The organism is Caenimonas sedimenti (assembly GCF_007833165.1).
Classification (GTDB): Bacteria; Pseudomonadota; Gammaproteobacteria; order Burkholderiales; family Burkholderiaceae_C; genus Ramlibacter; species Ramlibacter sedimenti.
The window spans coordinates 24,862-50,140 of the sequence record NZ_VOBQ01000009.1 but is presented as its reverse complement, the minus strand read 5'-3'; the positions used below and the strand labels follow the sequence as shown (position 1 = coordinate 50,140).

Here is a 25,279-nt window from a genome sequence, read left to right as displayed (position 1 = left end):
CACCACTCGTCCCAAAGCGGGGGCAATTCGTCACCTGGCAGGGCTCGGTGCCAGCCATGCCGACCAGAATCCGCCCCCACGCCACCGGAGAACCCATGGAACGCCGCCACGACATCGACGCCCTGCGCGCCTTCGCCTTTGCCCTCGTGATCCTGTACCACGTGGCCATGTACTACGTCGCGGGCTGGCACTGGCACCTGAAGAGCCCGCACGAGCTCAGCTGGCTGCAGTGGCCGATGCGCGCCATGAACCTGTGGCGGATGGACCTGGTGTTCCTGATCAGCGGGCTCGCGCTGGGATTCCTGCGGCCGGCGGACGGCCGTGCCCGCCTGTTCGGCCAGCGCAGCCTGCGCCTGCTGCTGCCACTGGCCTTCGGCATGGCGATCGTGGTGCCGTACCAGGCCTATGCCCAGGCGGTGGCCAACGGGTCAGTCGCCCCCGGATTCCTTGAATTCATGATGCGGTACCTGCAAGGCGGACCCTGGCCGCAAAAGGCCTTCGACGGCTCGGACTTCGGCGTGACCTGGAACCACCTCTGGTACCTGCCGTACCTCTGGTGCTACACGGCCCTGCTGCTGCTGGCGCTGCCCTGGTTGGCCACCCCCGCCGGCCTGCGGCTGCGCCAAGCCTTTCTGGGCCTGCGCGGCCCCGCGCTGCTGCTGCCCGCCCTGCCGCTCATGGCCTGGTCACTCACGCTCTGGCCGCGGTTTCCGGCCACCCACGACCTGATCCAGGACGGCTGGCTCCATGCCGTGTACTTCACCCTGTTCCTGTACGGCTACTGGATCGGGACCGACCGGGACTGGTGGCGCGAAGTGGCGCGGCTGCGCTGGGCGCTGCTGGGCGGAGCCGTCACCCTGCTGGCGCTGCACAGCGGCTTGCGCGCCGCCTGGCCGCCGGCCGAACCTGGGCCCTGGCGGTTGGCATTGCGCTGCCTGGCCGACCTCTACCTGTGGACCGCCATCCTGGCGATCCTCGGCTGGGCGCATCAGCACCTGAACAGGCCCTGGCGCTGGCTCCCCTGGGCGAACGAGCAGGTCTATCCGTGGTACATGTTGCACCAGACGCTGATCATCGTGCTGGTGGTGTGGCTGGCGCCCTGGCAACTGCCGGCGGGCGTGGAGGCGCTCCTGCTGGTGGCAGGCACCATCGGCGGCTGCTGGGCGGGCACGGCGATCATCCGCCGAACCGGCCTGTTGCGGCCATTGTTCGGGCTCAAGCCGCCAGAGCGGCCTCGATGTCCTTCGCCAGCGAGGCCGGCGGATCCTGCGGCGCGTAGCGCTTGAGCACCTGGCCGTCCTTGCCGACCAGGAACTTGGTGAAGTTCCACTTGATGTTCTTGCTGCCCAGCAGGCCCGGCGCTTCGCTGGAGAGCCAGCGGTACAGCGGGTGCGCGCCGGTGCCGTTGACGTCGATCTTCGACATCATCGGGAAGCTGACGCCGTAGTTCTTCTGGCAGAAGGCGCCGATCTCGTCGTCGCTGCCGGGATCCTGCGCGCCGAACTGGTTGCAGGGGAACCCGAGGACGACGAGCCCCTTGCCTCCGTACGCCTGGTGCAGGCCTTCCAGGCCGCCGAACTGCGGCGTGTAGCCGCAGGCGCTGGCAGTGTTGACGATCAGCAGGACCTGGCCCTCGAATTGCTTCAGGGAAACGGTCTTGCCATCGATCTGCTGGGCTTCGAAGTCGTAGACGGTGCTCATGTCTCCATTGTGCGCCCGCTGGTTGCCACGCGGGGCTCCGGCCAGGCCGACCACGCCGCGGCCGCGACAATCAGCGCGCCGCCCGCCAGCACCCGCGGACTCAGCTCCGCCGCGCCCAGCGCCACCGACGACAGGCTGGCGAAGACGACTTCCGACAGCATCACCAGCGCGGTGGTGTGCGCGGCCAGCCGGGCCGCGCCGTATTGCAAGGCCAGGTTGCCGACGAGGAAGGCCGCCGAGAGCGCGAGCCCCACGCCCAGCCAGCTGGCCTGAAGCGCCGGCAAGCCCGGAATGGTCCCTTGCGCCAAGCCCCAGGTGGCCACCGTGCCCGCCAGCGCCGCGCCGCCGCCGAACATCGCCAGCACCCGCGACTCCGGGGGTGTCGCCTGCAGCTTGCGCAGCAGCGCGTTGGTCAGCGCGAAACTGAAGCCGCCCGCCAGCGCCAGCCAGTCGGCCAGCCCCTGCGGCCAGGGCCAGCCCATGGCCCCGCCATCCAGCACGATCGCGACGCCCACCAGCGCCAGTGCGACGCGGGCGAGTGCCGTTGCGTGCGGCTTCTCGTCCAGCAGCAGCCACGCCAGCAGCACCGACCAGGCCGGCATCAGGTAGAACAGCAGCACCACGCGCACCACGTCGCCGATGGTCACGGCCCAATTGAAGCCCACGTTGGTCATGCCCGCGGCGGCGGCAAGCAGCCAGAGCCAGGGGCTTTGCCACCAGCCGCGCACCGCGCCAGGCCGCACGGCCAGCAGGCAGGCCAGCGAAACGAGGTAGATCAGCGCCGTCGACCAGAGGGGATGCAGGCCCTGCGACTGCAGTTCGCGAAAGGGCCACCACGACAGGCCCCAGACGAAGGCATTGAAGACCAGCGCCAGCGCGGGCCAGGGGCCCACGCGTTCAGCCATGCCCGTGGTCGTGCCGCGCGAGTTCCTGCAGGTGCTCGATCTCGTCCTTGTACTTCACGCAGTTGGACTTGTGCCAACGGTGGATGATCCACATGAAGCCGGCCACGATCAGGCCGAAGCCCGTGACCGCGCCGAAGGCCGAGAGGCCCATGCCGGACGACACGCTGTACAGCGCGCCCAGGCCCAGGATGCAGGCCTGCTCGTTGAAATTCTGCACGGCGATCGAGCGGCCCGCGCCCATCAGGTTGTGGCCCCGGTGCTGCAGCAAGGCGTTCATGGGCACCACCATGTAGCCGGCCAGCGCCCCGAGCAGCACCAGGAAGGGGGCCGCCACCCAGACGTTGTCGATGAAGCGCAGGCAGATCACCAAGAGCCCCAGCGCGATGCCCATGGGGATGACCCGCGTGGCGCGGTCGAGCCGGGTGCGCATGGAGGCGACCACCGCGCCCACGGCGGTGCCCAGCGCCACGACGCCGGACAGCGCCGACGCCTGGGTCGTCGTGTAGTGGAGCGCGGCCGCGCTCCAGGCCAGCATGATGTAGCGCAGGTTGCCGGTGACGCCCCAGATCAGCGTGGTGCTGGCGAGCGAGATCTGCCCCAGCTTGTCCTGCCACAGGCGTGAATTGCAGGCCCAGAAATCAGGCACCAGCTCCATCGGGTTCTTGGGGATCGGGCGCATCTCGACGCCGGTGTGCGGGATGCGGGTGTTGAACCAGGCGGCGAGCGCGTAGATGAAGATCAGCAGGAAGATGGCGGCTTCCGGCGGCGTGTCCACGCCGGTGTCGATGACCGGGAAGTCCAGGGCGAGCATCCGGCTCGCGATCGCGTTCCCCACCAGCTGCCCGCCCAGCAGGATGCCCAGGATGATGGAGGCGATGGTGAGGCCCTCGATCCAGCCGTTGGCCTTGACCAGCTGCGACGACGGCAGCAATTCGGTCAGGATGCCGTACTTGGCGGGCGAGTAGGCGGCGGCGCCCAGGCCGACGATGGCGTACGCCAGCAGCGGGTGCACGCCGAACAGCATCATCAGGCAGCCCACCACCTTGATGGCATTGCTGAAGAACATCACCTTGCCCTTCGGCAGGGCATCCGCGAACGCCCCCACGAATGGCGCGAGCACCACATAGAACAGGGCGAACATCGGCACCAGTGCGGCGGCTTGCCAGCCGGGGGCCTTGGAGGTCTTGAGCAGTTCCACCGCCGCGATGAACAGCGCGTTGTCGGCGAGCGACGAGAAGAACTGCGCCGACATGATGGTGTAGAAACCGCGCTTCATGCGTCTTGGGCGTGGCCGCGGCACCAGCATCAGGTTGGCTGATGGGCCGGGCTCATTTCTGCTGTCTCCTGGCGACACGGGGTTATATCACGCGATGTAATGACAAAATCCGATCCACTTGGACTCGTCATGCCCCGTCCCATCCAGGCCACCATCCACCACGAAGCCCTGCGCCACAACATCGCGCGCGTGCGTGCGTCGGCGCCGGATGCCAGGGTGTGGGGTGTCGTGAAGGCGAACGCGTATGGCCACGGCATCGAGCGCGTCTTCGATGCGATGCGCGCCGTCGACGGCTTCGCGCTGCTCGACCTGCAGGAGGCCGAGCGGGTCCGGGCGCTGGGCTGGCGCGGCCCGATCCTGCTGCTGGAAGGTGTGTTCGAGCCGCGCGACCTCGAGCTGTGCTCGCGGCTGGGCCTGTGGCACAGCGTGCATTGCGACGAGCAGATCGACATGCTGGCCGCGCACAAGACGCAGGTGCCGCACCGCGTCTTCCTCAAACTGAACTCCGGCATGAACCGCCTGGGCTTCGCGCCGCAGCGGTACCGGGCCGCCTGGGCGCGGCTGGACGCCTTGCCGCAGGTGGAAGAGATTTCCCTGATGACGCACTTCAGCGATGCCGACGGCCCGCGCGGCATCGCCCACCAGCTGCGGGTCTTCAACGAGATCACGCTCGACCTGCCGGGCGAACGGTCGCTGGGCAACAGCGCGGCCGCCTTGCGCCATGCCGCGGACCCGGCGGTGCGCGGTGACTGGATCCGCCCGGGCATCGCCGTCTACGGCAGCGCGCCGGACTACCCGGAACACGACAGCGCCCACTGGGACCTGCGGCCCACGATGACGCTCGCCAGCCGGCTGCTCGCGGTGCAGGCGCTGCGGGCCGGCGACACTGTGGGCTACGGTTCGAGCTTCACCGCCACGGGGCCGATCCGTATCGGCGTGGTCGCCTGCGGCTACGCGGACGGTTATCCGCGCCATTGCACGACGGGCACGCCGGTGCTGGTGGAGGGCGTGCGGACGCAATTGATCGGGCGGGTCAGCATGGACATGGTCGCTGTCGATCTCACGCCGGTTCCGCAGGCGGGGTTCGGCAGCGAGGTGACCTTGTGGGGCCGGGCCGGCAACGGGGCCCTGCTGTCCATCGACGAGGTGGCGCACAGCGCCGGCACGCTGGGCTATGAGCTGATGTGCGCGCTGGCGCCGCGGGTGCCGGTCGTGGTGGCTGACTGAAGGGCGCGATGAAGCACAAGCGCAGCCTCGCCGATTGGCGCTCGGTGCGCGTCTGGGAGTCCGACACCCGCCACCACCTGCGGCGCAAGCACGCGCTCTGGTTCCATGGCTGGTGCATCGGCGCCATCGTGCTGGTGTGCATGTGGGCGACCGCGCACCTGCAACTGGTGATGGGGTCCGATTCCCTCGCGCTGAGGTACCTCATCACGCTCGGGGTGGGCTACCTGGCCTTTCTGCTGGTGCTGCGCTGGTGGGCCGGCCTGCTGGTCGGCGAATCGAGCGGGCTCGACCAGGTGGATCCGGGCAACGCCGCCGACCTCGGCGTCGACCTGGCGTCGAACGCAGGCGATGCGGCGGGGCCGGCCATGCGCTCCGGCGGTGGCGGGGATTTCGGCGGCGGCGGTGCCGAGGCGAGTTTCTCCGACGGCGCCGACATCGGCTCCGTGGCGGGCGACGTGGCCGGCGGAGCGCTGGAAGCGGCGGGCAGTGCGGACGAAGGCGCCGTCGTGCTCGTGCCGGTGGTGGCCGTCTTCCTGATCGGTTGTGCCGTCGTGCTGGGCGGCGGCTGGCTGATGCTGCTGTATTTCGGCTGGGACGTGCTGCTCACCGTCGCCGTGGAGCTGGCCTTCGGCTACGTATCGGCGCGCACCGCGGTCCGCGTGGCGCGCGAGGGCTGGCTGTCGGCCGCCGTGCGTCTCACGTGGAAGCCGCTGCTGGGCGCACTGGCTTGCGCCGTGCTGCTGGGCGCGTTGATCGACCACTTCCTCCCGGCGGCGCAATCGCTGCCGGAGGCGATCCGCCTGCTGCGGCGCTAGGCGGGCCAGCCATGACGCGCTCGGAGACCCGGATCGCGGCGCTGGTGCTGGCGCTGTTCCTTCCTGGACTTGCGGCCGTGTTCTGGGGCTCGCAGGAAAGGGCCGGGGCGGACCGGCCCGGACCCTTGCGCGGCTTCACGCAGGCCGGCGCCGAGCGCGCGGCCGTCATCTTCCATGGCGCACTGCACCTGCTCGACGCCGAAGGCCGGCCCCTGGCCAGGCAGCCCCTGCGCGAGCTGGGCCTCGCCGAAGAGCCGACCGACATGGACTGGACGGCCACCCCGGATGGCCGGCTCCAGGCCTGGTTCTTCGAAGACACGGTGCCCCGCATCGTCCGCTGCGACCTGCGCGCGACTCCGCCTGGCCTGCACGCATGCGCGCAGGTGGTCGCAGGTGAACGGCTGAAAGTGAACCCAACTTCGCGCGCGGTGCACATTGCCGTCGACCCGGCGAACGAGCGCCTGTTCGTCGCCGACGCCCAGGGCCACGCGGTCCGCGCGCTGTCTTTCCAGGGCGAGGTGCTGGGGCAAAGCGCGGCCGGTGAACTGTTGTTCCCCAACCGGCTGCGGCTGCAAGCCGGGCTGCTGGTGGTGGCCGACAACGACCACCAGCGTGTGGTGTGGCTCGACGTCGCACCACCGCGCCCGGCTTTCCGCGCCGAGCGCAGCGTCCAACTGGCGAGCCATCCGCAGTCGTCCGCCGGGCGGAAGGCGGCCGACTTCGCCTTCTTGCCGGCACCGGACGGTGCGGCTCCCATGCTCTGGACGCTGGCCGTCGCGCAAGGGCAGAAGCGCGGGCGCCTGCTGGCCTACGACGCCGCGTACGCGCCACGGGGCGCGGCGGACCAGGGCGGCCATGCGGATCCCTTGATCATCGACCGGCTCGGCAACGCCCTGCTGGTGGCCGACTTCGAAGGGATCGGCTACTTCCGGGTGGCCGCCGACGGCCGGTTTCTCGGCGCGTTCGGCCAGGGCGCCTTTGCCGAAGAAGTGCAGGGCGAGCGCGACCGCGTCCGCGCCGGGCAGCTCTGGATGGCGGTGGGCCGGGCTGCGATGGTGCTGGCGTTGCTCGTTGGCCTGGCGCTGGGTTGGCGCGATCGCAGGAAATGACAGGCGCGTTCACGGCGGGACAGCGCCCGGCGTGAGTTCCGTTCCCGCCTGCTGCTCGACCCATCGCACCAGTTCACTCACGCTCGCGTCGGGTGCCGAGGCCTCGGCCGCCTGACCCCAGAGCTGCTGCGCCAGATCCCATAGCGGCACCGGCGCGCCGTTCTCGTGCGCCAGTTGCACGGCGATGCCCATGTCTTTCAGCATCAGCGCCAGCTTGAAGGGGTCGTCGAAGGTGCGGTTGAACACGCGCTGCTTGAAATGCGTCTGCGTGATCCAGGAGCCACCGGTGGAGGCATTCAGCACGTCGATCATGGCGACGGGGTCGAGCCCGTAGCGCTTGCCGGCAATCAGGCCCTGCGCCGTGTTCGCCAGTGTCACCGCGGTGATGCAGTTGTTGATGCACTTCATGGCGTGGCCCGCGCCGGGGCCGCCCAGGTGGAACACCGCCCGCCCCATGACATCGAGCAAAGGCCGGACGCGGGCGACATCCGGCGCGTGGCCTCCCACCATGAACACCAGCTGGGCATCGATCGCGCCCCACTGCGCCCCCGAAACCGGCGCGTCGACCATCGAGGCGCCGCGGCCGGCCAGCGCCGCTCCGGTCTGCTGCGTCAGCCAGGGCTCGCAGGAGGAGGTGTCCAGCAGCAGGGCGCCGGGCCGCAGGCCATGGATCAGTCCCGCTTCGCCCAAGGCGACCTCTCGCACCACCTCGCCATTGGGCAGCATGGTGATGATGATGTCGCTTTGCCCGGCCACTTCGCGCGGCGTGGCCGCGACTCGCGCACCCGCGCCGCAAGCTTCGGCGGCGCGCTGCGCGGTTGCATTGTCCTGGTCGAGCAGGGTGAGGCTGTGCCCGGCGCGGGCCAGATGGCCGGCCATCGGCGTGCCCATCACGCCCAGCCCGATGAATCCGATGTCCATGCCGTTCTCCTTCGCGCTTCAGCGCTTGCGCAAGCCCAGCGCCATGACGGCGCCCACCACCAGCAACGCGCCGGCGACCTGCACCGGCGCGATGGATTGCCCGAGCACCAGCCACGCCAGCACCAGTGCGAACACCGGCTCCACGTTCATGATGGCGGAATTGCCCACCACGCCCAGCCTCGGCAGGACGGTGAACATGATGGTGAACGCCGTGCCGTAGAGAAAGGTGAGGGCGGCCAGGCCGCCCCAGCCGGCCGGGGCGTTCGGCAGGTGGAAGCCGCCTTGCAGCGCCACGGTGGCCAACGCCATCAGTCCCGCCATCATCATGGTGGTGGCGGTGCGGACGCGGCCGTCGACGTCACCGGCTTCGTGTTGCGTCAGCACCAGGGCCAGGCCAAACGTCGCGCCGGCGGCCAGCGCGAATCCGACGCCGGCACCGATGCGCGCCCACTGCCCGGAGGCGCCCAGTCCGGAAGCGGCGCCGAACACATCGAGCGCGATCGCCAGGCCGACCAGGATCACCGGCATCGCGACCAGCATCGCCTTCTCGGGCTTCTGCCGGTAGACGATGGCCGCCCACAGGGCCGTCCAGATCGGATAGGTATTGAAGGCCAGCAGCGCCAACGCCACCGGCAAGCGCGCGACCGCCGAATAGAGGCACAGGCTCTGCACACCGATCAAAAGGCCGATGGCCGGCAGCATGCGCTTGTGCCGCGCCGTGAAGGTGACGCGCACGCCCTGTACGGCCAGGATCGCGACGATGACCAGGGCCGTCACCGCGCTGCGGAAGACGACGGCGGTGGCGACGTCCGCGCCGTGATTGAAGGCGATGCGGGCGGCGACGTGGTTCGCGCCCATCATCAGCGCGATCAGCAGCAGCGTGGCGAAGGCGGCGCCGCTGATGGCCTTGGCGGAGGCAGCCGTCATCCGCCGTTAGTAGAGGCCGTGCACGCGCGCATGCAGGCGGCTCAGGCCCAGCAAGGCGTCGGTGAACGGCGTCGGCACCTGCGTGAATTCCCCCAGTTCCTTCACCACGGTCACCAGCGCATCCAGCTCGACCGGCTTGCCCGCTTCCACGTCCTGCAGCATCGAAGTCTTGAAGGCACCCAGCTTGCGTGTGACCTGGTGGCGGTCTTCCGGCTGTTGCGCGATGGGGATGCCGATGCGACCGCCGATCTCGCGCGCCTCCAGCATCACGGCGGAGATGAAGCCGCGCACCAGGTCGTCGTTGAGGATCAGGTCGGTGGTGGCGCCGGTCATCGCGCTCACCGGGTTCACGGTCATGTTGCCCCAGAGCTTGTACCAGGTGTCCTTCTGGATCTGCTCGGAGATTTCCACCTCGTGGCCGCCCTTGGTGAGCAACGCCGCCAGTTGCTGCACGCGTTCAGACTTGACGCCGGAAGGTTCGCCCAGGATCAGCTTGTTGCCGAAATGGTGCTTCACGTGACCCGGGCCGTTGAGCGAGCAGCTGGCATGGACGACGCAGCCGATCACATGCTCCGCCGGGATCGCGCGCGCGATGCTGCCGTCCGGGTCAACGGCTTTCAACGCCGTGCCGGCGAAGGACCCCCCGAAGCCCTGGAAGAACCACCACGGCACGCCGTTCATGGCGGTGAGGACCATGGTGTCGGGCCCGAGCAAGGGTGCGATGGCCTTGGCGACCTCGGCCAGCGCCGGCGCCTTCACGGCCACCACAATGAGGTCCTGGACGCCCAATTCGGTTGGCGAGGAACTGGCTTTGACCGGGACCGCGTGCGTGGCTTCGCCTTCCTGCAGCCGCAATCCTTGGGTGCGCAGCGCGTCGAGCGTCGCGCCGCGCGCGACCACGCTGACCTCGCAGCCTGCGCGGGCCAGCTTCACGCCGATCCAGCCGCCGATGGCGCCGGCGCCGTAGATGCAGACTTTCATCGCGTGCTAGTTCTTGTACGAAGCGTCGATGCGGTCGACCTGGCGCACCAGCGCATCGAACACGTCCTGGCCGGCGCCGAATTTCTGGTCCCACTGGAACGAGTCGTGCGTCGTCTTGATCGCGACAGCTTCGGAAACAGGGATCGCCGGGCCCAGGCCGGCTTGTGCCACCTGCACGTCGCAGGCGCGCTGCAGCGTCCACAGCCGCACGAAAGCCAGCGGCAGCGTCCGGCCCCAGGACAGCAGGCCGTGGTTGCGCAGGATGACGACCGGCTTGTCGCCCATGTTCTTCAGCAGGCGCGGTGCCTCGTCGGCGTGCACCGTGATGCCTTCGAAGTCGTGGTACGCCACCATGCCGTGCAACTGCGCGGAGTAGAAGTTGTTCAGCGCCAACCCGCCTTGCGTGCAGGCCACGGCGAGCCCGTTGGTGGTGTGCGTGTGCATCACGCAGTGCGCGTCGGGCAGGCCGTCGTGGATGGCGGAGTGCACCGTGAAGCCTGCGGGGTTCACCGGCCAGGGGTTGTCGGCATCGAGCTTGCGGCCCTGCAAGTCGATCTTCAGCAGGTTGCTGGCCGTCACTTCGCTGTAGTGGAGGCCGAAGGGATTGATCAGGAATTGCTTCTCGCCGCCCGTCACGCTGTCGGGCAGGCGCACGGTGATGTGGTTGTAGATCATCTCCGTCCAGCCCAGCAGCGCGAACATGCGGTAGCAGGCGGCGAGTTCCAGCCGGGTCTTCCATTCGTCGGGGTGCATCGCGGCCTGCGCCGCCGGCTTCATCACGGCATTCATGTCTTGCTCCTTGGGTCTCAATACGTCTTGCTGGGCGCCATCGCTTGCACGCCACTCTTGAATTTCGCCGCCAGCTCCGTCGTCCCGCGTGCGAGGATGTTGTTGTCCAGGCCGACCGCCACGAACAGCGCGCCGAGTTCGAGGTAGCGGCGCGCCAGCTTCTCGTCGGTCATCAGGATGCCCGGGGCCTTGCCGGCCGCGGCGATGCGGCGGATCGCGTCTTCGATCAGTGCCTGCACTTCCGGATGGCCCGGGTTGCCGACATGGCCGAAGGCGGCGGAGAGGTCGGCGGGGCCGATGAACACGCCATCGACACCTTCGGTCGCAAGGATCGCGTCCAGGTTGGCGATGGCCTCGCGCGTTTCCACCTGCACCAGCAGGCAGACCTGCGCGTTGGCTTCCTTGCCGTAGTTGGCGTAGCGGCCCCAGCGCGAGGCACGCGCGCCGCCCATGCCGCGCACGCCGTCGGGCGGGTAGCGCATGGAGCGCACGAGTTCCTGCGCCTGTTCCGCCGTGTCGACCATCGGCACCAGCAGCGTCTGCAGGCCGAGATCGAGGTACTGCTTGATCAGCGCCTGGCCGACGTGGCCGTGGCCCTGCGGCACGCGCGCGATGGCGTGCGTGCCCGGATAGCCCGCGATGATCTGCGCCTGGTGCAGGATGCTCTGCAGGTCGTTCGGTGCATGCTCGCCGTCGATCAGCAGCCAGTCGAACCCGGCTCCCGCGCAGATTTCCGTGCTGTAGGAGCCGGCGAGGCCGAGCCAGAGGCCGATCTGCGCGCGCTTGTCGCGGATGGCCTGCTTGAAGGAATTGGCGGGAGTCTGCATCGTGGCCTTTCAGGCGAAAAGGAATTCGAAGCGGCCGAGCGGGCCGTAGTCGGCGTCAAAATGGTCACCCTTCTTCGCGGCGACCGGACGGGTGAAGGACCCGGCCAGCACGATCTCGCCCGCCTCCAGGCATTCGCCCCAGGGCGCCAGTTTCATGGCGAGCCAGGCGACGCCGATGGCGGGATGCCCCTGCACCCCGGCGGCCAGCCCGGTCTCTTCAACGGCGCCGTTCTGCCGCAGGATGGCGCCGCACCAGGGCAGGTCGACTTCCCTGGGGTGCACCTTGCGCCCACCCAACACGATGCCCGCGTTGGCGGCGTTGTCGCTGATCGTGTCCTGCACCTTGCGCATCACCTTGGTATGGCGATCGAACTGCTCGATGCGGGCGTCGATGATCTCGATGGCGGGCGTCACGTAGTCCGTAGCCGCCAGTACGTCATCGACGGTGATCTTGTCGCCTTCGAGCCTGCGCTTCAAGATGAAGGCGAGCTCGACCTCGACCCGCGGCGCGATGAAGCGCTGGGTGGGGATGTCGCCCGGGGCGAACAGCATGTCGTCCAGCAGCGTGCCGTAGTCCGGCTCGTCGATCTGGCTGGAGATCTGCATGGCGCGCGAGGTCAGCCCGATCTTGTGGCCGATGGATTTCCGGCCGGCGGCGATCTTGCTGGCGACCCAGGCGCGCGAGACGGCGTAGCCGTCCTCGACGGTCATGCCGGGGTGGCGCTTGGAGAAGTGCTCGACCTGCACGCGCGATTTTTCGCTTTGGTCCAGTTCGGCCGCCAGTTGGGCGATGAGTTCGTGAGTCAGCATGTGCGTCATTCCCGCGGAGGCGGGAATCCAGAGCTTCCGCCTTCCGGTTTAATGCCCTGGATTCCCGTCTGCGCGGGAATGACGGCAGGATGGAACAGCGGGTGCAGCGTGCTGTGCTTCGCGTCATACACCTGGCCGGGACTCTCATCCACCTGCACGGTGATCCCGATCAGGCTCTTCTCGAAAATCGGCGCGAAGTGCCTTTGAACCGTGGCCAGCACCGTGTCGCCCGACTGCTTCTTCACCGCGTCGCTGCGGCCCGCGCCCATGCGCAGGTTGAGGTACATGAAGCCATAGTCATTCTTGCCGTCGGCCACGGCGTAATGCGCCGCGGGGAAGGCCAGCACGCGCGTGCCGCCCGTCGGGAAGACCTGCTGGCCGTCCTCGTCGCGCACGGCCAGCATGGCGTCCGCGAGCGACCGGCAAAGGGCGTCGAGATTCGTGCTGCCCTCGAGATTGGGCGTGTAGAGGATGACGAGATGGGGCATGGGGGGCCTCGCCTATTGGATGCTCATCGTGGCCGCCGTGCAGGTGACCGCGAAGATGGGGATGGGCTTCATGTGCAGGACCGTGCCTTGCCCGCGCGCGGCGGCCGCCACGGTGATGAAGGTCCGGATCTCGAAGCCGCCCTGGCCCGCTTCGCGGTAGGTGGCCTCGTCGTTGTAGCGCTCGCGCGAGAGCAGGGCATCGCGGTCGTTGGCGCACCAGCGGTCCATGAACTCGCGGTCCCAGTCCCAGTTGACCTTGCCGGAGTCGGGCGTGGCGGGCCAGTGCGAAATGCCGCCGGTACCCACCAGGGCGATGCGCTCCGGCGCGGCGTCGCAGGCGCGCCGCAACGCTTCGCCGAACGCCCAGGCACGGTGCAGCGGCGTGAGCGGCGGGCCCTGGCAATTGATGTTGACCGGGATGATCGCCTTGTCGTATTTGGGCGTGAGGAAGTGCAGCGGCACCATGATGCCGTGGTCGAACTTCCATTCCTCGGCGTAGGACACGTCCACGGTCTGCATCACTTCGCGGATCAGGCGCTGCGACAGCGCGGCGTTGCCGGGGACGCGGGTCTTCTGGATGCCCAGCCACTGCGGGTCTTCGATCGGGCCTTCGTAGCAGTCCGCCATGCCGATCGCATAGGCCGGCATGTTGTTCATGAAGAAGTTGGCGAAGTGCTCGGCCGCGATCACGATCACCGCTTCGGGCTTGGCGGCTTCCAGCTCTTCGCCCATGCGGCGGAACTGGGCGTGGAATTCATCCTTGACGGCTGGATCGGCCAGGTGCGCCCGGCCGGTGATGCCGGGGGCATGGCTGCAGACGCCTGCGAATACCAGGGGCATGCTCAGACTCCCGCGACTTTCTCATTGGTGCCGGTCGTCATCGCGTAGATGCCTGCGCGCACGGGACCGTATTTGCGCACGCCATCGCGCATGGCCTCCAGGTAGTCGGCCCAGGGGATGCCGAGCAGCGGCGCGAAGTGCATCAGCAACTGCCCATTGCAGCCCAGCACGTAGAGCTTGCCGATGTCGCCGTCGCGGATGGCCGCGCGTTCCTCGTCGTCCAGGTCGTATGCCGCCAGCAGCGCGTCCTTGTCTTCTCGATAGCGGCGCTGCACCGCGGCGTCGCGGTTCAGGTCGTACAGGAATTTCTGCGCGGCGTAGAGGGACATCACACTCCCCAATGCGGGATGTGGTGCGAGCCGAGCGACACAGCGATGTTCTTCGGCTCCAAGAAGACTTCGTAGCTCCAGGTCCCGCCTTCGCGGCCCGTGCCGGATGCCTTGGTGCCGCCAAAGGGCTGGCGCAGGTCGCGCACGTTCTGGCTGTTGACGAAGCACATGCCGGCTTCGATGCCGGCCGCCACGCGGTGCGCGCGGCCGATGTTCTCGGTGAACACGTAGCTGGAGAGGCCGTAGGGAATGTCGTTGGCCTTGGCCACCGCATCGGCTTCGTCGTCGAAGGGAATCAGGCACGCGACCGGCCCGAAGATCTCTTCCTGCGCGATCCGCATGCGGTTGTCCACGTCCGCAAAGACGGTGGGCAGCACGTAGTTGCCCTTCTTCACACGGTCCGGCAGCAGCGGCGCATCCAGGCCGCCGCACAGCAATGTCGCGCCTTCCTTCGGGCCGAGCTCGATGTAGCTGCGCACCTTGGCCAGGTGGCCCTGCGAAATCATCGGGCCGATGGTGGTCTTCTCGTCCAGCGGATCGCCGACGACGATCTTGCGGGCGCGCGCCGCGAATTTCTGCGCGAAGTCGGCGTAGATCGACTTCTGCACCAGGATCCGGCTGCCGGCGGTGCAGCGCTCGCCGTTGTTGGAGAAGATCATGAAGACTGCCGCGTCGAGCGCGCGCTCGAGGTTCGCGTCGTCGAAGATCACGAAGGGGGACTTGCCGCCCAGCTCCATGCTGAACTTCTTCAGCCCGGCTTCCTTCACGATGCGGTTGCCCGTGGCGGTGGAGCCGGTGAAGGAGATGGCCCGCACGTCCGGGTGGCGAACCAGCGGCTCGCCGGCGTCCTTGCCGTAGCCGTGGACGATGTTCAGCACGCCGGCGGGAATGCCCGCTTCCAACGCCAGCTCACCGAGCCGGGCCGCCGTCATCGGCGACAACTCGCTCATCTTCAGCACCGCCGTGTTGCCGAAGGCCAGGCAGGGGGCGACTTTCCAGGTGGCCGTCATGAAGGGCACGTTCCAGGGCGACACCAGCGCGCAGACGCCGACCGGATGGAACAGCGTGTAGTTCAGGTGCGTTTCGGTCGGGTAGGTGTGGCCGTCGACCCGGGTGCACATCTCGGCGAAGTAGGTGAAGTTGTCGGCCGCGCGCGGGATCAGCTGCTTGCCGGTTTGCCCGATCACCTGGCCGGTGTCGTTGGTCTCCATTTGCGCGATCTCCGGCACGTGCGCGGCGATCAGGTCGCCCAGCTTGCGGATCAGTTTTGCCCGTTGCGGGGCGGGCAGCGCAGCCCACTTCGGGAAGGCCTCTTTCGCGGCAGCGACCGCGGCGTTCACTTCCGACTCGCCGCCGGAGGCGACTTCCGCCAGCACTTCCTGCGTGGCCGGATTGACGGTGGTGAAGTAATCCTTGCCGGAGACCGTCCGGCCGGCGATCAGGTGGTCGATGCGCATGGTGCTATTGGATGGTGTTCATGAGGGCACCCAGGCCCTCGATCTCGGTCACGACGACGTCGCCCGCCTTGCAATCGACCACCCCATCCGGCGTGCCAGTCAGGATCAGGTCGCCAGGCTGCAGCGTCATGAAGCTGGAGAAGTACTCGATGAGGAAGGGCACGTCGAAGATCATGTCCTTCGTGTTCCCGCTTTGCGTGACCTGGCCGTTCACCGTGGTCTGCAGCGCCAGCCCCATCGGGTTGCCGATGTCCGCGCGGTCCACCAGCCAGGGGCCCAGCGGTGTCGCGCCGTCGCGGTTCTTCACGCGCAGATTGGGCCGGTACCAGTTCTCGAGGTAGTCACGAATCGCGTAGTCGTTGGCCACCGTGTAGCCGGCGATGAAGTCGTAGGCGTCGTCGCGCCTGACCTTCTTCGCCATCTTGCCGATCACCACCGTGAGTTCGCATTCGTAGTGCATGAACTGCACGCCGGCCGGGCGTTTCGTGAACTGGCGGTGGCCATTCAAGGCGTTCTCGCCTTTCAGGAACACCAGCGGCTCCTCCGGCGGCTTGAAGGCGAGCTCTTTCGCGTGATCCGCGTAGTTCAGGCCCAGGGCGAGGATGGTGCGCGGCCGCGCGAGCTTGGACAGCGGCGGCAGCCAGGTCACGGCGTCCTGCGCGACCAGCCGGCCGTCGTCCAGCAGCAACTGGCCGTCGCGCTCCTGCGCGCCGTGCATCACGCCTTCGAACTGCACGCGTGCGTGTTTCATGCGGCCTCCGCGGCGAGGGTGTTGGCCAGCGTGCCCAGGGCCGGCATGCTGATCTCGATCCGGTCGCCGGCGCGGGCGCGCGGCCGGCCGGTGTCGCAGCCCAGCATCAGCATGTCGCCGGGGCGCAGCGACATGAACTCGCTCACGTCGGCCAGCAGCTTGTCGGCCGAACGCACCAGCTCGGCGAAGCGCACGGTCTGCTTCAGTTCACCGTTGACTTTCACCTGCAGCTTGAAGACCGCCGGATCGCCTGCCTCATTGCGCGCGCGCACGCGGTCGCCGATGGCGAGGAAGCCGTCCAGGCATTTGGTCTTGACCGGCGGACGGAAGAAGTTGTCGTGCGGCACCGAAAGGTCGTTCAGGAGGATGTAGCCGGCAACCTCGGTGGCCGACTTCATCACCATCGCCACGGTGGCGCCGATCTCGACCTCGGGCACGTGCGCCGGCAGGTGGATCACCGCGCCGTTCTCGCTCCACGTGTTCGCCGGCTTCACGTACAGCACGGGCGCCTGCGGCGGCGCCTTGTACGGCGGCTCGCTCATCTTCGCGCCGATGGCGTCGAGCTCGCCGCGAAAGTTCATCAGCGTCCCGTAGACAGTCCCGCGTTCGATCACGCTCATGGTTGCTCCAGTTCGATCAGCTGGTCCAACAGCTGGTAGAGCTGCGCCAGCTTCTGCTTGCCGAGCGACTTCTCCAGCCACTCGTAGTGCGTTTCGATGGTGTCCGACAGCCGCCCCACCATCTTCATTCCTTTGGCGGTGGCTTCGACGACCGTACGGCGCTGGTCCGCCGGGTCGCGTTCGCGCCGGATCAGGCCGTCGCGCTCCATGCGCGCCAGCACGCCCGTGAGGCTGGGTCCGAGGATGTAGGCCTCGCGCGCGACCCGCCCCGTCTCCACCGTGCCATGCTCCCCAAGAACGCGCAGCACGCGCCACTGCTGGTCGGACAGGCCGTGCTCGCGCAAGCTCGGCCGCGTGTGCGCCATCACGGACTCACGTGCCTGCAGCAGCAGGCGCGGCAGGTTGCGATGGACGAAGGTGGTGCTCACGGTTCGGTTGCGAAGCTGTTATTTAACATGTTAAATGAATTGGCGATCCCGTTCAAGCCCCGCCGCCCACAACCCTACACTCCGCCCATGGCGAAAGACAAGACGGTTTACAGCTGCACCGAATGCGGCGGCACCAGTCCCAAGTGGCAGGGCAAATGCCCCCACTGCGGAGCCTGGAACACGCTCATCGAAAGCACGGCCGAGCCGGCGGCGGCGGCCCGCCACCGGTTCGCGTCGTTGGCACCCGCCTCCGAGGTCGCCGTGCTGGCCGACATCGAGGCGGCCGACATCGAGCGCACGCCCACGGGCATCTCCGAGCTCGACCGTGTGCTCGGCGGTGGCATCGTGGAAGGCGGCGTCGTGCTCATCGGTGGCGACCCCGGGATCGGCAAGTCGACGCTGCTGCTGCAGGCGCTGGACGGCCTGCAGCGCGCTGGCGTGCCCACGCTCTACGTCACGGGCGAAGAGAGCGGGGCGCAAGTCGCGCTGCGCTCGCGGCGTCTCGGCATGGACCGCTCGCAGGTGAAGGTGCTCGCCGAAATCCAGCTGGAGAAGATCCAGGCGACCATCGCCGCGCAGCAGCCGTTGATCGCGGTCATCGACTCGATCCAGACGGTGTATTCGGACCAGCTCACGTCGGCGCCCGGCTCGGTGGCCCAGGTGCGGGAGTGCGCGGCCCATCTCACGCGTGCCGCCAAGGCCGGCGGCACCTGCATCGTGCTGGTGGGCCACGTCACGAAGGAGGGTGCGCTGGCCGGCCCGCGCGTGCTGGAACACATGGTCGACACCGTGCTGTATTTCGAGGGCGACACCCACAGCAGCTTCCGCCTGGTGCGCGCGATCAAGAACCGCTTCGGCGCGGTCAACGAGATCGGCGTGTTCGCGATGACCGAGAAAGGGCTGAAGGGCGTGAGCAACCCCAGCGCCATCTTCCTGTCGCAGCACAGCGAGCCGGTGCCGGGCAGCTGCGTCATGGTCACGCTGGAGGGCACCCGGCCGATGCTGGTGGAGATCCAGGCGCTGGTGGACAGCGGTGGGCCCAGTCCGCGGCGCCTCTCCGTGGGCCTGGACCGCGACCGGCTGGCGATGCTGCTGGCCGTGCTGCACCGGCACGCCGGTGTGGCCTGCATGGACCAGGACGTGTTCGTCAACGCCGTAGGCGGCGTGCGGATCAGCGAACCGGCGGCCGACCTGGCGGTGATGCTGGCCATCACCTCGTCCTTGCGTGGTCGCGCGCTGCCCAAGGGCTTTCTCGCCTTCGGCGAAGTGGGCCTGGCGGGTGAAGTGCGGCCCGCCCCACGCGGCCAAGAGCGCTTGCGCGAAGCCGCGAAGCTCGGCTTCTCGGTCGCGATCGTGCCCAAGGCCAATGCGCCGAAAGCGAACAGCCGCGAATTCGAAGGGCTGACGATCCACCCCGTGGAACGCATCGAACAGGCGCTCGAGGTCGTCCGGGGACTCGCGTGAAGCTGGCCGCCATTTCCGACATCCACGGCAACCTGTCCGCGCTGGAGGCGGTGCTGGATGACATCGCCGCGCAGGAGGTCGATCAGATCGTCAACCTGGGGGACATCCTCAGCGGTCCCCTGCAGCCGGCCGAGACGGCCGGCCTGCTGATGGCCAAGGGCTTTCCGACGATCGCCGGCAACCACGAGCGGCAGCTGCTCCGGCTGCGAGACACCGGCGCCGCGCCGGACCTGGCAACGAGCGACGGCTACACCGCCGCGCAGCTGACCGACGAGCACTGGACGTGGCTGCGCGGCCTGCCCCCCGTGCTGCAGCTGAGCCAGGACGTGCTGTTGGTTCACGGCACGCCCTCCAGTGACCTGCTGTATTGGCTCGAAACCGCGACGCCCGGCTTCGGACGAGACGGCAGCAACGGCCTGCGTGCCGCCACCGACGACGAAGTGCGTGCCAGGCTGGGCGAAACACGCGCGTCCTTGATCCTTTGCGGCCACACCCATGTCGCTCGCGCCGTGCAGTGCGGTGGCAGCCTGGTCGTCAATCCCGGCAGCGTCGGCCTCCAGGCCTTCCACTGGGACCAGCCGCATGATCACCACGTCGAAAATGGCACGCCGCACGCTCGCTACGCGCTGCTGGAGCAGCGTGCGCAGGGCTGGACGGCGCGGCTGTGCGCGGTCCCCTATGCATGGGAGCCGCAGTCCCGGCTGGCCGCCGAGCGCGGCCGGCCGGACTGGGCCTACGCATTGGCCACAGGCCGGATGCCGCCGCGCCCCGCGACAATCGCCGCATGAACTGGCAGAAGATCGCAATCCCCATCCTCGGCGCCGGCCTGGTGGCCGCGGCCTGGCAAGCGGCCGGCTGGCAAGGCGTGGCCCTGGCCGCCGGCGGCATCGTCATGTGGGCGCTGCTGCACTTCACCCGCATGATGAAGGTGCTGCAGCGGGCGTCGGCACGGCCCATCGGCTATTGCGACAGCGCCGTCATGCTCAACGCCAAGCTGCGGCCCGGCGTCAATCTGCTGCACGTGCTGGCCATGACGCGGTCGCTGGGCGAGTTGCAAAGCCCCAAGGAGGCGCAGCCGGAGATCTTCCGCTGGACGGATGCCGGCGGCTCGCACGTCACCTGCGAATTCGCCGACGGCAAGCTCACCAAATGGGAGCTGCATCGCCCGCCGGTCGCGCCGGACGGTCCGCCTCCCGCCGCGCCTTAAAATTGCCGGTTTCAGCGATTCCACCCAAAGGACGAACATGAGCCCGGTAGTACCAAGCATGGCCGACCGCGACGGCAAGATCTGGATGGACGGCGAGCTGGTCGACTGGCGCGACGCCAAGATCCACGTGCTCACCCACACGCTGCACTACGGCTGCGGGGCGTTCGAGGGTGTCCGCGCGTACAACACCGTCAACGGCACGGCGATCTTCCGCCTCACCGAGCACACCGACCGCCTGTTCAACAGCGCCAAGATCCTGCGCATGCAGATTCCCTTCTCGAAGGAGCAGGTGAACGAGGCGCAGAAGCAGGTGGTGCGCGAGAACAAGCTGGAAAGCTGCTACCTGCGCCCCCTCACCTGGATCGGTTCGCAGAAGCTGGGCGTGAGCCCGCGCGGCAACCAGATCCACCTCATGGTCGCGGCCTGGCCCTGGGGCGCCTACCTGGGCGAGGAAGGCATGCAGCGCGGCATCCGCGTCAAGACTTCCAGCTACACGCGGCACCACGTCAACATCACCATGACGCAAGCCAAGGCGGTCAGCAACTACAGCAACTCGATCCTGGCGAACATGGAAGCGCTGGACGACGGCTACGACGAAGCGTTGTTGCTGGACAGCTCGGGTTTCGTCTCCGAAGGCGCCGGCGAGAACATCTTCGTCATCAAGGACGGCCAGATCTATACGCCCGACCTGTCGGCCGGCGCGCTGAACGGCATCACGCGCAACACCGTGTTCCACATCGCCAAGGACCTCGGCCTGGAGATCGTGCAGAAGCGCATCACGCGCGACGAGGTCTACATCGCCGACGAGGCCTTCTTCACGGGCACCGCCGCCGAAGTCACGCCGATCCGCGAACTCGACCGCGTGGAGATCGGCGCTGGCAAGCGCGGCCCGATCACGGAGAAGATCCAGAGCGGCTTCTTCGACATCGTGAACGGCCGCAACCCCAAGTACGCCCACTGGCTGACCAAGGTCTGAACATGAGCAGCACCGCCGAGCGCAAGCAAGCCGTCGTCGAACTGCTCGCCAAGGATTTGAACGGCAATGGCGGCATCTTCTGCCCCAGCCCCAAGGCCGACATGAAGATCTGGAACAGCCATCCGAAGGTGTACCTGGACGTGGCCGCGAAAGGTGCGGCGAAGTGCCCGTATTGCGGAACCCTCTACCAGCTGAAAGAGGGTGAGCACTTCGGCGGTCACCACTGACCCCCTGCCTGTCATCCCGGACTTGATCCGGGATCCATCGATGCGTCGCACCTTGCCACCATGGATTGCGGGTCAAGCCCGCAATGACAACACTTGCCCAACGCGCTGATCATCGCCCCCCAATGGATCGGTGACGCGGTGATGACCGAGCCGTTGCTGCGCCGCCTGCACGCGCGCGGCGAGCGGCTCACCGTGGGTGCGCTGCCCTGGGTGGCGCCGGTCTACCGGGCGATGCCCCAGGTGCACGAGGTCGTCGAGTTCCCGTTCCAGCACGGCGGCCTGCAGTTGAAGGCGCGACGCAGCCTGGGCAAGCAGCTCCAGGGCCGCTTCGACGCCGCCTACGTGCTGCCGAATTCGCTGAAGAGCGCGCTGCTGCCGTTCCTCGCGGACATCCCCAAGCGGATCGGCTACCTGGGCGAAGCGCGGGTGGGCTTGCTCACGCACCGCCTGAAGAACCCGAAGGCCAAGCCGCCGATGGTGGCGTTCTATTCGGCGCTCAGTGGCGAGCCAGGCATCGAGGCTGACCGGCCGGCCTTGCGGCTGCCTGCCCCCAACGTCGACGCCGTGCTGCAGGCCCACGGCCTGGCCGCCGGCGGCTACGTCGTCTTCGCGCCCGGCGCCGAGTTCGGCCCGGCCAAGCGCTGGCCGCACTACGGCGAGCTGGCCGCGTCGCTGCAGCAAACCATCGTGCTGCTCGGCTCGGGCAAGGACGTCCCGTTCTGCGAGGAGATCGCGGCCCGGGCGCCGGATCGTGTCCTGCAGCTGGCCGGCAAGACTGCGCTGCTCGACGCGTTTGCGCTGGCCGCCGGCGCGCGCCACGTGGTCAGCAACGATTCGGGCCTGATGCATGTGGCCGCCGCCTTCGGCGTGCCGCAGGTGGCGCTGTTCGGCTCGTCCAGCCCCTTGCACACGCCGCCGCTCAGCGATCGAGCGCAAGTGGTCTGGTTGAAACAGGACCCGGCCTACCAGCCGCCGCTGGACTGCGCGCCGTGCTTCGAGCGGGTCTGCCCGCTGGGGCACTTCCGCTGCCTGACGGACGTGTCCGCGGAGCGCGTGCTGGCGCTGCTCTAGCCTTCCAGCAGTTCCTGCAACCTTTGCAGTGCCGTCGACGGTGTCCCGTGCCAGACGAGGTGCGTGCGGTTCTTGCGGATGCGCGCCGGCAGCTCGTGCTGCCGCACCTCGTTCGCCGCCTTGAGCGCCACCAGCAACGAACGCGGGACCACGGCGAATCCCGTGCCGGCGGCCACGCAGGCAATCATCGCCTGGTACGACGCGAGCTCCAGCGTGCGTGCCGGGGCCACACCCAGCCATTCCTCGACGCGCTTGCGATAGGAACAGCCCGAGAAGAATGCGATCAGCGTCATGCCATCCAGGTCCGCCGTGCGGCGCACCGCCGGCACGTCCTTGCCCGTGATCAGCACCAGCTCCTCGTCGAACACCTTCATGGACGACAGGCCGTTCGGCGTGAAGGGCTCGGAGACGAAGGCGGCCTCCATCTCGAAATTCGCCACCCGCTGCAGCAGCGCCCCGGTGGTGCCGGTGGCGAGTTCGACCACCACGCCGGGGTGCTGGCGATGAAAGCGCGAAAGGAGCGGCGCGAGCCGGCTGCCCGCCGTGCTCTCCAGTGACCCGATGCGCAGCACGCCCATCGCGCGACCGCTCATCAGCTCGTTCTCGGCCTCGTCGGCCAGGCGGAACAGCCGTTGCGCGTACGACAGCAGCAGCTCGCCCTCGGGTGACAGCACCAGACCGCGCCCCTGCTTGCGGAACAAGGTGCGGCCCAGGCGCTGTTCCAGCTGCTTGATGCGGGTCGTGACGTTCGACTGCACGCGGTTGAGCTTGTTGGCGGCCCGGATCACGCCGCCCTCCTGCACCACCGTACGGAAGATGTCGAGGCTGTCGAGATCGATGGTTCTCATGAAAAGAACGATGCTCCAGTTTTATTCATTTGTCACGCAGCACGATTCTGGATTCAATCGACCTCCATGACAAGCCGCTCCCTGCCCGCGCCCCCCTGGGCGGTCGTCCTCGCCGGCGCGCTGTCGCTCGCGGCCGCGATGGGCATCGGCCGCTTCGCGTTCACGCCGCTCTTGCCGCTGATGGCGCGCGAGGGCCAGCTGGACGTGGCGCTCGGCGGCTGGCTCGCCGCAGCCAACTACGCGGGCTACCTGGCGGGTGCGCTGACCGCGGCGCGCATGCCCTGGACCGCGCCAACGCTCGCGCGCGTCGCGCTGGCCGCCACCGCCGCGCTGACGGCGGCGATGGCCTGGCCGGGCGTTGCGCCGTGGCTGGTGCTGCGCTTCCTGGCCGGTGCCGCGTCCGCCTGGGTGTTCGTGGCCACCAGCGTCTGGTGCCTGGGCACGCTCGCGCGGCGGGAGCGGCAGCAACTGGGCGCATGGGTCTACGCGGGCGTCGGCTGCGGCATCGCGCTCACGGGCCTCTATTGCCTGGTGGGCGCGGCATCCGGCTGGCCGGCCGCGACCCTCTGGCTGCACCTGGGCGCCCTGGCATTGCTGCTGATGGTGCCGGTGGTGTGGGTGCTCGTCCGGCTGGAACCAGCCGCTGGACCGGCCCAAGCGCCATCCGCAACACCGACACAGGGCGACGGCGCCATGCGCGGACTGGTCGTCTGCTACGGACTCATGGGCTTCGGCTACATCCTGCCCGCCACCTTCCTGCCGGCGCTGGCCCGCGGCGTGGTCGACGATCCGCGGCTGTTCGGCTTGGCCTGGCCGCTCTTCGGCGCGACGGCGGCGTTGTCCACCTTGCTCGCCAGCTGGGTCCAGCGCCACGCATCGCGGCTGCAGGTCTGGGCCGCCTGCCAGTTCGCCATGGGCGTCGGTGTGCTGCTGCCCAGCCTGTGGCTGAACGGCGCGACCATCGCCGCCTCGGCGCTGCTGGTGGGCGGCACCTTCATGGTCATCACGCTCGCCGGCGTGCAGGAGATGCGCGCCCGTGCCCCGGCGCAAGCGGCGCTCTGGGTCGGCCGCATCACGGCCGCCTTCGCGGCCGGCCAGATCGCGGGCCCCGCCACGTCGGCATTGCTGGTGCCGCGTTGGGGCGCGCAAGGCCTTGACCTCGCCTTGCAGGCCGGAGCGCTGGCACTATTCGGCAGCGCCGTGTGGCTGTGGCGCCGTACCCTTCAGAAAACCGCAACCCAGGAGACCGCGAATGCCTGACCCCTCGACCCAAGGCCTGCCGCAAGGCGGCAGCCAGCCCGGCGGCGATCGCCTGCCGCTGCCCGCCACGGCCGCCATGAACGATGCCCAGCGCCAGGCCGCGCAGGCACTGATCGACGGACCACGCAAAGGGGTCTATGGCCCCTTCCTGCCGTTGCTGCGCAGCCCGGTGCTGCTCGACCGAGTGGCCAAGGTCGGCGAGTACCTGCGCTTCGACAGCGTGCTGGACGTGCGCATCCGCGAACTCGCCACCTGCGCCGCGGCACGTCACGTGAGCAACCAGTTCGAATGGACCATGCATGCGCCGCTGGCGGTCAAGGCGGGCGTGAGCGCCGCCGCGGTGGAGGCGTTGCGCGCCGGGGCCCGGCCGCGCGACCTGGCCGCCGACGAGGAGACCGCCCTCGACTTCACGCGCGAGCTCCTGCAAAGCCACGGCGTGTGCGACGCCACCTATGCGCGCGCGCTGCAGCAGTTCGGCGAGCCGGGCGTCGTCGAGCTGGCGTCGCTGCTCGGCTACTTCGTGATGGTGTCGTGGGTGATGAACGTGGCGCGGACACCGGCGTTGGCCAGTGCGGCAGGGCCCGGCATCGACCCCTTCCCGCAGTAGGCGAGGCCAACGGTTTCGGGGCGGGTCCTTGCTGAGGTTCCGGCTTCTCTTGCACTTGGCGCTTGCACCTCAAGCCACTTGAGGTCCTATCTTCCTGTCGTGGGCGGCTTGCCCTCGCATCAAAGGTCGTTTCACATGAAGCCTTGGAAACTCGTTCTCGGCGCCGCAGCCGCATGCGCGGCCTGCTGCGCGGGGCCCATCATCGGCGGGATGGCGGCACTGGGCGTCGGCTCCGGCCTGCTCGCCGGCGGGGCGGGAGCCCTCGGCGCGTACCTCGATTCGTGGGTACCGCTCGCAATCGCCGGTGTTGCACTTGCCGCCGTGGCTGTTGTCGTCGCCTGGCGGCGCAGCCGCGCCACCCAATCCGCCTCGGGCGGATGTGGCTGCCCGGGCACGTCCTGCGGCTGACATTAGGATA

Annotated in this window: 29 protein-coding genes and 1 pseudogene; 13 read left to right on the top strand and 17 right to left on the bottom strand. The window is 68.6% G+C overall.

Going from position 1 to position 25,279, the window contains the following annotated elements; translation table 11 throughout:
* Window positions 1-95 precede the first annotated feature (95 nt).
* Window positions 96-1,286: an acyltransferase family protein gene (locus FN976_RS11785; protein WP_145893230.1), complete on the top strand. Its 1,191-nt coding sequence runs from the start codon at window positions 96-98 to the stop codon at window positions 1,284-1,286.
* Here FN976_RS11785 and FN976_RS11780 read toward each other — a convergent pair.
* From FN976_RS11780 to lplT, 3 genes are read right to left on the bottom strand one after another with little or no spacing between them, the layout of a single operon-like run.
* On the bottom strand, window positions 1,216-1,701 hold the full coding sequence (locus FN976_RS11780) for a glutathione peroxidase (RefSeq protein WP_145893229.1): 486 nt from the start codon (window positions 1,699-1,701) through the stop codon (window positions 1,216-1,218). The two genes, FN976_RS11785 and FN976_RS11780, sit on opposite strands and share 71 nt — an antisense overlap.
* Window positions 1,698-2,606 carry a DMT family transporter gene (locus FN976_RS11775; protein ID WP_145893228.1) on the bottom strand — a complete coding sequence of 303 codons (909 nt, stop codon included), beginning with the start codon at window positions 2,604-2,606 and terminating at the stop codon, window positions 1,698-1,700. The genes FN976_RS11780 and FN976_RS11775 overlap by 4 nt, the downstream gene beginning before the upstream one ends.
* On the bottom strand, window positions 2,599-3,882 hold the full coding sequence (gene lplT, locus FN976_RS11770) for a lysophospholipid transporter LplT (protein ID WP_145893227.1): 1,284 nt from the start codon (window positions 3,880-3,882) through the stop codon (window positions 2,599-2,601). The genes FN976_RS11775 and lplT overlap by 8 nt, the downstream gene beginning before the upstream one ends.
* A gap of 129 nt (window positions 3,883-4,011) precedes the next feature.
* Between lplT and alr the strand changes: the two genes are divergently transcribed.
* Genes alr through FN976_RS11755 form a run of 3 tightly spaced genes read left to right on the top strand, consistent with a single transcriptional unit; the run spans window position 4,012 to window position 7,033 of the window.
* The gene (gene alr / locus FN976_RS11765) at window positions 4,012-5,109 is read left to right on the top strand and encodes an alanine racemase (protein WP_145893226.1); all 1,098 of its coding nucleotides are present in this window, start codon (window positions 4,012-4,014) and stop codon (window positions 5,107-5,109) included.
* A gap of 8 nt (window positions 5,110-5,117) precedes the next feature.
* On the top strand, window positions 5,118-5,924 hold the full coding sequence (locus FN976_RS11760) for a hypothetical protein (protein ID WP_145893225.1): 807 nt from the start codon (window positions 5,118-5,120) through the stop codon (window positions 5,922-5,924).
* Window positions 5,925-5,935: 11 nt separating this feature from the next.
* Window positions 5,936-7,033, top strand: a complete 1,098-nt coding sequence (locus FN976_RS11755) for an NHL repeat-containing protein (RefSeq protein ID WP_145893224.1) — start codon at window positions 5,936-5,938, stop codon at window positions 7,031-7,033.
* Window positions 7,034-7,042: 9 nt separating this feature from the next.
* Here FN976_RS11755 and FN976_RS11750 read toward each other — a convergent pair whose 3' ends face one another.
* From FN976_RS11750 to hpaR, 13 genes and pseudogenes are all read right to left on the bottom strand, one after another.
* Window positions 7,043-7,954, bottom strand: coding sequence for an NAD(P)-dependent oxidoreductase (locus tag FN976_RS11750; RefSeq protein ID WP_145893223.1), 912 nt, complete (start codon window positions 7,952-7,954; stop codon window positions 7,043-7,045).
* An 18-nt stretch (window positions 7,955-7,972) separates the two neighbouring features.
* Window positions 7,973-8,881 (bottom strand): EamA family transporter, encoded by a 909-nt coding sequence (locus FN976_RS11745; protein WP_145893222.1) that lies wholly within the window; start codon window positions 8,879-8,881, stop codon window positions 7,973-7,975.
* A 6-nt stretch (window positions 8,882-8,887) separates the two neighbouring features.
* Window positions 8,888-9,862 carry a 2-dehydropantoate 2-reductase gene (locus FN976_RS11740; protein WP_145893221.1) on the bottom strand — a complete coding sequence of 325 codons (975 nt, stop codon included), beginning with the start codon at window positions 9,860-9,862 and terminating at the stop codon, window positions 8,888-8,890.
* A gap of 6 nt (window positions 9,863-9,868) precedes the next feature.
* A complete protein-coding gene (locus FN976_RS11735; RefSeq protein ID WP_145893220.1) occupies window positions 9,869-10,651 on the bottom strand; it encodes a class II aldolase/adducin family protein in 783 nt (260 codons plus the stop codon).
* 17 nt (window positions 10,652-10,668) lie between these two features.
* Window positions 10,669-11,478: an aldolase/citrate lyase family protein gene (locus FN976_RS11730; protein ID WP_145893219.1), complete on the bottom strand. Its 810-nt coding sequence runs from the start codon at window positions 11,476-11,478 to the stop codon at window positions 10,669-10,671.
* A 9-nt stretch (window positions 11,479-11,487) separates the two neighbouring features.
* Window positions 11,488-12,288, bottom strand: coding sequence for a 2-oxo-hept-4-ene-1,7-dioate hydratase (hpaH, locus tag FN976_RS11725; RefSeq protein WP_145893218.1), 801 nt, complete (start codon window positions 12,286-12,288; stop codon window positions 11,488-11,490).
* 92 nt (window positions 12,289-12,380) lie between these two features.
* Window positions 12,381-12,776 (bottom strand): annotated as a pseudogene (locus tag FN976_RS11720) (5-carboxymethyl-2-hydroxymuconate Delta-isomerase); the annotation flags it as partial.
* A 12-nt stretch (window positions 12,777-12,788) separates the two neighbouring features.
* Window positions 12,789-13,616, bottom strand: a complete 828-nt coding sequence (locus FN976_RS11715) for a DODA-type extradiol aromatic ring-opening family dioxygenase (protein WP_145893216.1) — start codon at window positions 13,614-13,616, stop codon at window positions 12,789-12,791.
* Between the two features lie 2 nt (window positions 13,617-13,618).
* Window positions 13,619-13,945, bottom strand: a complete 327-nt coding sequence (locus tag FN976_RS11710) for an aromatic ring-opening dioxygenase subunit LigA (RefSeq protein WP_145893215.1) — start codon at window positions 13,943-13,945, stop codon at window positions 13,619-13,621.
* Window positions 13,945-15,402 carry a 5-carboxymethyl-2-hydroxymuconate semialdehyde dehydrogenase gene (hpaE, locus tag FN976_RS11705; RefSeq protein ID WP_145893214.1) on the bottom strand — a complete coding sequence of 486 codons (1,458 nt, stop codon included), beginning with the start codon at window positions 15,400-15,402 and terminating at the stop codon, window positions 13,945-13,947. Before hpaE ends, FN976_RS11710 begins: the two co-directional genes overlap by 1 nt.
* Before the next feature lie 4 nt (window positions 15,403-15,406).
* Window positions 15,407-16,153, bottom strand: coding sequence for a fumarylacetoacetate hydrolase family protein (locus FN976_RS11700; protein ID WP_145893213.1), 747 nt, complete (start codon window positions 16,151-16,153; stop codon window positions 15,407-15,409).
* Window positions 16,150-16,773: a fumarylacetoacetate hydrolase family protein gene (locus FN976_RS11695; protein WP_145893212.1), complete on the bottom strand. Its 624-nt coding sequence runs from the start codon at window positions 16,771-16,773 to the stop codon at window positions 16,150-16,152. Before FN976_RS11695 ends, FN976_RS11700 begins: the two co-directional genes overlap by 4 nt.
* Window positions 16,770-17,201 (bottom strand): homoprotocatechuate degradation operon regulator HpaR, encoded by a 432-nt coding sequence (hpaR, locus tag FN976_RS11690; protein WP_145893211.1) that lies wholly within the window; start codon window positions 17,199-17,201, stop codon window positions 16,770-16,772. The genes FN976_RS11695 and hpaR overlap by 4 nt, the downstream gene beginning before the upstream one ends.
* A gap of 87 nt (window positions 17,202-17,288) precedes the next feature.
* Here hpaR and radA point away from each other — a divergent pair, with 87 nt between their 5' ends.
* The 6 genes from radA (at window position 17,289) to waaF (ending at window position 22,146) form a co-directional block, all read left to right on the top strand.
* Window positions 17,289-18,665, top strand: a complete 1,377-nt coding sequence (radA, locus tag FN976_RS11685) for a DNA repair protein RadA (RefSeq protein ID WP_145893210.1) — start codon at window positions 17,289-17,291, stop codon at window positions 18,663-18,665.
* Window positions 18,662-19,453, top strand: a complete 792-nt coding sequence (locus FN976_RS11680) for a metallophosphoesterase family protein (protein WP_145893209.1) — start codon at window positions 18,662-18,664, stop codon at window positions 19,451-19,453. The genes radA and FN976_RS11680 overlap by 4 nt, the downstream gene beginning before the upstream one ends.
* Window positions 19,450-19,872 carry a glycerate kinase gene (locus FN976_RS11675; protein WP_145893208.1) on the top strand — a complete coding sequence of 141 codons (423 nt, stop codon included), beginning with the start codon at window positions 19,450-19,452 and terminating at the stop codon, window positions 19,870-19,872. Before FN976_RS11680 ends, FN976_RS11675 begins: the two co-directional genes overlap by 4 nt.
* A 37-nt stretch (window positions 19,873-19,909) precedes the next feature.
* Window positions 19,910-20,848 carry a branched-chain amino acid transaminase gene (locus FN976_RS11670; protein WP_145893207.1) on the top strand — a complete coding sequence of 313 codons (939 nt, stop codon included), beginning with the start codon at window positions 19,910-19,912 and terminating at the stop codon, window positions 20,846-20,848.
* 2 nt (window positions 20,849-20,850) lie between these two features.
* Window positions 20,851-21,075 carry a zinc-finger domain-containing protein gene (locus FN976_RS11665; RefSeq protein ID WP_145893206.1) on the top strand — a complete coding sequence of 75 codons (225 nt, stop codon included), beginning with the start codon at window positions 20,851-20,853 and terminating at the stop codon, window positions 21,073-21,075.
* Window positions 21,076-21,168: 93 nt separating this feature from the next.
* Window positions 21,169-22,146 carry a lipopolysaccharide heptosyltransferase II gene (waaF, locus tag FN976_RS11660; RefSeq protein WP_145893205.1) on the top strand — a complete coding sequence of 326 codons (978 nt, stop codon included), beginning with the start codon at window positions 21,169-21,171 and terminating at the stop codon, window positions 22,144-22,146.
* On the opposite strand, the gene FN976_RS11655 is transcribed toward waaF, so the two are convergent.
* Complete coding sequence (locus FN976_RS11655) at window positions 22,143-22,994, bottom strand: LysR family transcriptional regulator (RefSeq protein WP_145893204.1); 852 nt, start codon at window positions 22,992-22,994, stop codon at window positions 22,143-22,145. The genes waaF and FN976_RS11655 overlap by 4 nt on opposite strands.
* Before the next feature lie 66 nt (window positions 22,995-23,060).
* Here FN976_RS11655 and FN976_RS11650 point away from each other — a divergent pair, with 66 nt between their 5' ends.
* The 3 genes from FN976_RS11650 to FN976_RS11640 all read left to right on the top strand — a co-directional run bounded on the left by FN976_RS11650 (window position 23,061) and on the right by FN976_RS11640 (window position 25,269).
* The gene (locus tag FN976_RS11650; protein ID WP_145893203.1) at window positions 23,061-24,254 is read left to right on the top strand and encodes a YbfB/YjiJ family MFS transporter; all 1,194 of its coding nucleotides are present in this window, start codon (window positions 23,061-23,063) and stop codon (window positions 24,252-24,254) included.
* Window positions 24,247-24,861, top strand: a complete 615-nt coding sequence (locus FN976_RS11645; protein WP_145893202.1) for a carboxymuconolactone decarboxylase family protein — start codon at window positions 24,247-24,249, stop codon at window positions 24,859-24,861. Before FN976_RS11650 ends, FN976_RS11645 begins: the two co-directional genes overlap by 8 nt.
* Window positions 24,862-24,996: 135 nt before the next feature.
* Window positions 24,997-25,269, top strand: coding sequence for a hypothetical protein (locus FN976_RS11640; RefSeq protein WP_145893201.1), 273 nt, complete (start codon window positions 24,997-24,999; stop codon window positions 25,267-25,269).
* Window positions 25,270-25,279 lie beyond the last annotated feature (10 nt).

What these genes read in the sequence shown, in the direction of transcription:
- FN976_RS11715 (WP_145893216.1), bottom strand. Translation starts at nt 13,616, where the DNA reads ATGCCCCTGGTATTCGCAGGCGTCTGCAGCCATGCCCCCGGCATCACC.
- hpaH (WP_145893218.1), bottom strand. Translation starts at nt 12,288, where the DNA reads ATGCTGACTCACGAACTCATCGCCCAACTGGCGGCCGAACTGGACCAA.
- FN976_RS11670 (WP_145893207.1), top strand. Translation starts at nt 19,910, where the DNA reads ATGAGCCCGGTAGTACCAAGCATGGCCGACCGCGACGGCAAGATCTGG.
- FN976_RS11745 (WP_145893222.1), bottom strand. Translation starts at nt 8,881, where the DNA reads ATGACGGCTGCCTCCGCCAAGGCCATCAGCGGCGCCGCCTTCGCCACG.
- FN976_RS11755 (WP_145893224.1), top strand. Translation starts at nt 5,936, where the DNA reads ATGACGCGCTCGGAGACCCGGATCGCGGCGCTGGTGCTGGCGCTGTTC.
- FN976_RS11785 (WP_145893230.1), top strand. Translation starts at nt 96, where the DNA reads ATGGAACGCCGCCACGACATCGACGCCCTGCGCGCCTTCGCCTTTGCC.
- FN976_RS11655 (WP_145893204.1), bottom strand. Translation starts at nt 22,994, where the DNA reads ATGAGAACCATCGATCTCGACAGCCTCGACATCTTCCGTACGGTGGTG.
- FN976_RS11665 (WP_145893206.1), top strand. Translation starts at nt 20,851, where the DNA reads ATGAGCAGCACCGCCGAGCGCAAGCAAGCCGTCGTCGAACTGCTCGCC.
- FN976_RS11730 (WP_145893219.1), bottom strand. Translation starts at nt 11,478, where the DNA reads ATGCAGACTCCCGCCAATTCCTTCAAGCAGGCCATCCGCGACAAGCGC.
- FN976_RS11740 (WP_145893221.1), bottom strand. Translation starts at nt 9,862, where the DNA reads ATGAAAGTCTGCATCTACGGCGCCGGCGCCATCGGCGGCTGGATCGGC.
- hpaE (WP_145893214.1), bottom strand. Translation starts at nt 15,402, where the DNA reads ATGCGCATCGACCACCTGATCGCCGGCCGGACGGTCTCCGGCAAGGAT.
- FN976_RS11775 (WP_145893228.1), bottom strand. Translation starts at nt 2,606, where the DNA reads ATGGCTGAACGCGTGGGCCCCTGGCCCGCGCTGGCGCTGGTCTTCAAT.
- FN976_RS11760 (WP_145893225.1), top strand. Translation starts at nt 5,118, where the DNA reads ATGAAGCACAAGCGCAGCCTCGCCGATTGGCGCTCGGTGCGCGTCTGG.
- FN976_RS11710 (WP_145893215.1), bottom strand. Translation starts at nt 13,945, where the DNA reads ATGTCCCTCTACGCCGCGCAGAAATTCCTGTACGACCTGAACCGCGAC.
- FN976_RS11750 (WP_145893223.1), bottom strand. Translation starts at nt 7,954, where the DNA reads ATGGACATCGGATTCATCGGGCTGGGCGTGATGGGCACGCCGATGGCC.
- FN976_RS11675 (WP_145893208.1), top strand. Translation starts at nt 19,450, where the DNA reads ATGAACTGGCAGAAGATCGCAATCCCCATCCTCGGCGCCGGCCTGGTG.
- FN976_RS11640 (WP_145893201.1), top strand. Translation starts at nt 24,997, where the DNA reads ATGAAGCCTTGGAAACTCGTTCTCGGCGCCGCAGCCGCATGCGCGGCC.
- FN976_RS11650 (WP_145893203.1), top strand. Translation starts at nt 23,061, where the DNA reads ATGACAAGCCGCTCCCTGCCCGCGCCCCCCTGGGCGGTCGTCCTCGCC.
- FN976_RS11780 (WP_145893229.1), bottom strand. Translation starts at nt 1,701, where the DNA reads ATGAGCACCGTCTACGACTTCGAAGCCCAGCAGATCGATGGCAAGACC.
- FN976_RS11735 (WP_145893220.1), bottom strand. Translation starts at nt 10,651, where the DNA reads ATGAATGCCGTGATGAAGCCGGCGGCGCAGGCCGCGATGCACCCCGAC.
- FN976_RS11645 (WP_145893202.1), top strand. Translation starts at nt 24,247, where the DNA reads ATGCCTGACCCCTCGACCCAAGGCCTGCCGCAAGGCGGCAGCCAGCCC.
- FN976_RS11695 (WP_145893212.1), bottom strand. Translation starts at nt 16,773, where the DNA reads ATGAGCGTGATCGAACGCGGGACTGTCTACGGGACGCTGATGAACTTT.
- FN976_RS11700 (WP_145893213.1), bottom strand. Translation starts at nt 16,153, where the DNA reads ATGAAACACGCACGCGTGCAGTTCGAAGGCGTGATGCACGGCGCGCAG.
- alr (WP_145893226.1), top strand. Translation starts at nt 4,012, where the DNA reads ATGCCCCGTCCCATCCAGGCCACCATCCACCACGAAGCCCTGCGCCAC.
- lplT (WP_145893227.1), bottom strand. Translation starts at nt 3,882, where the DNA reads ATGAAGCGCGGTTTCTACACCATCATGTCGGCGCAGTTCTTCTCGTCG.
- radA (WP_145893210.1), top strand. Translation starts at nt 17,289, where the DNA reads ATGGCGAAAGACAAGACGGTTTACAGCTGCACCGAATGCGGCGGCACC.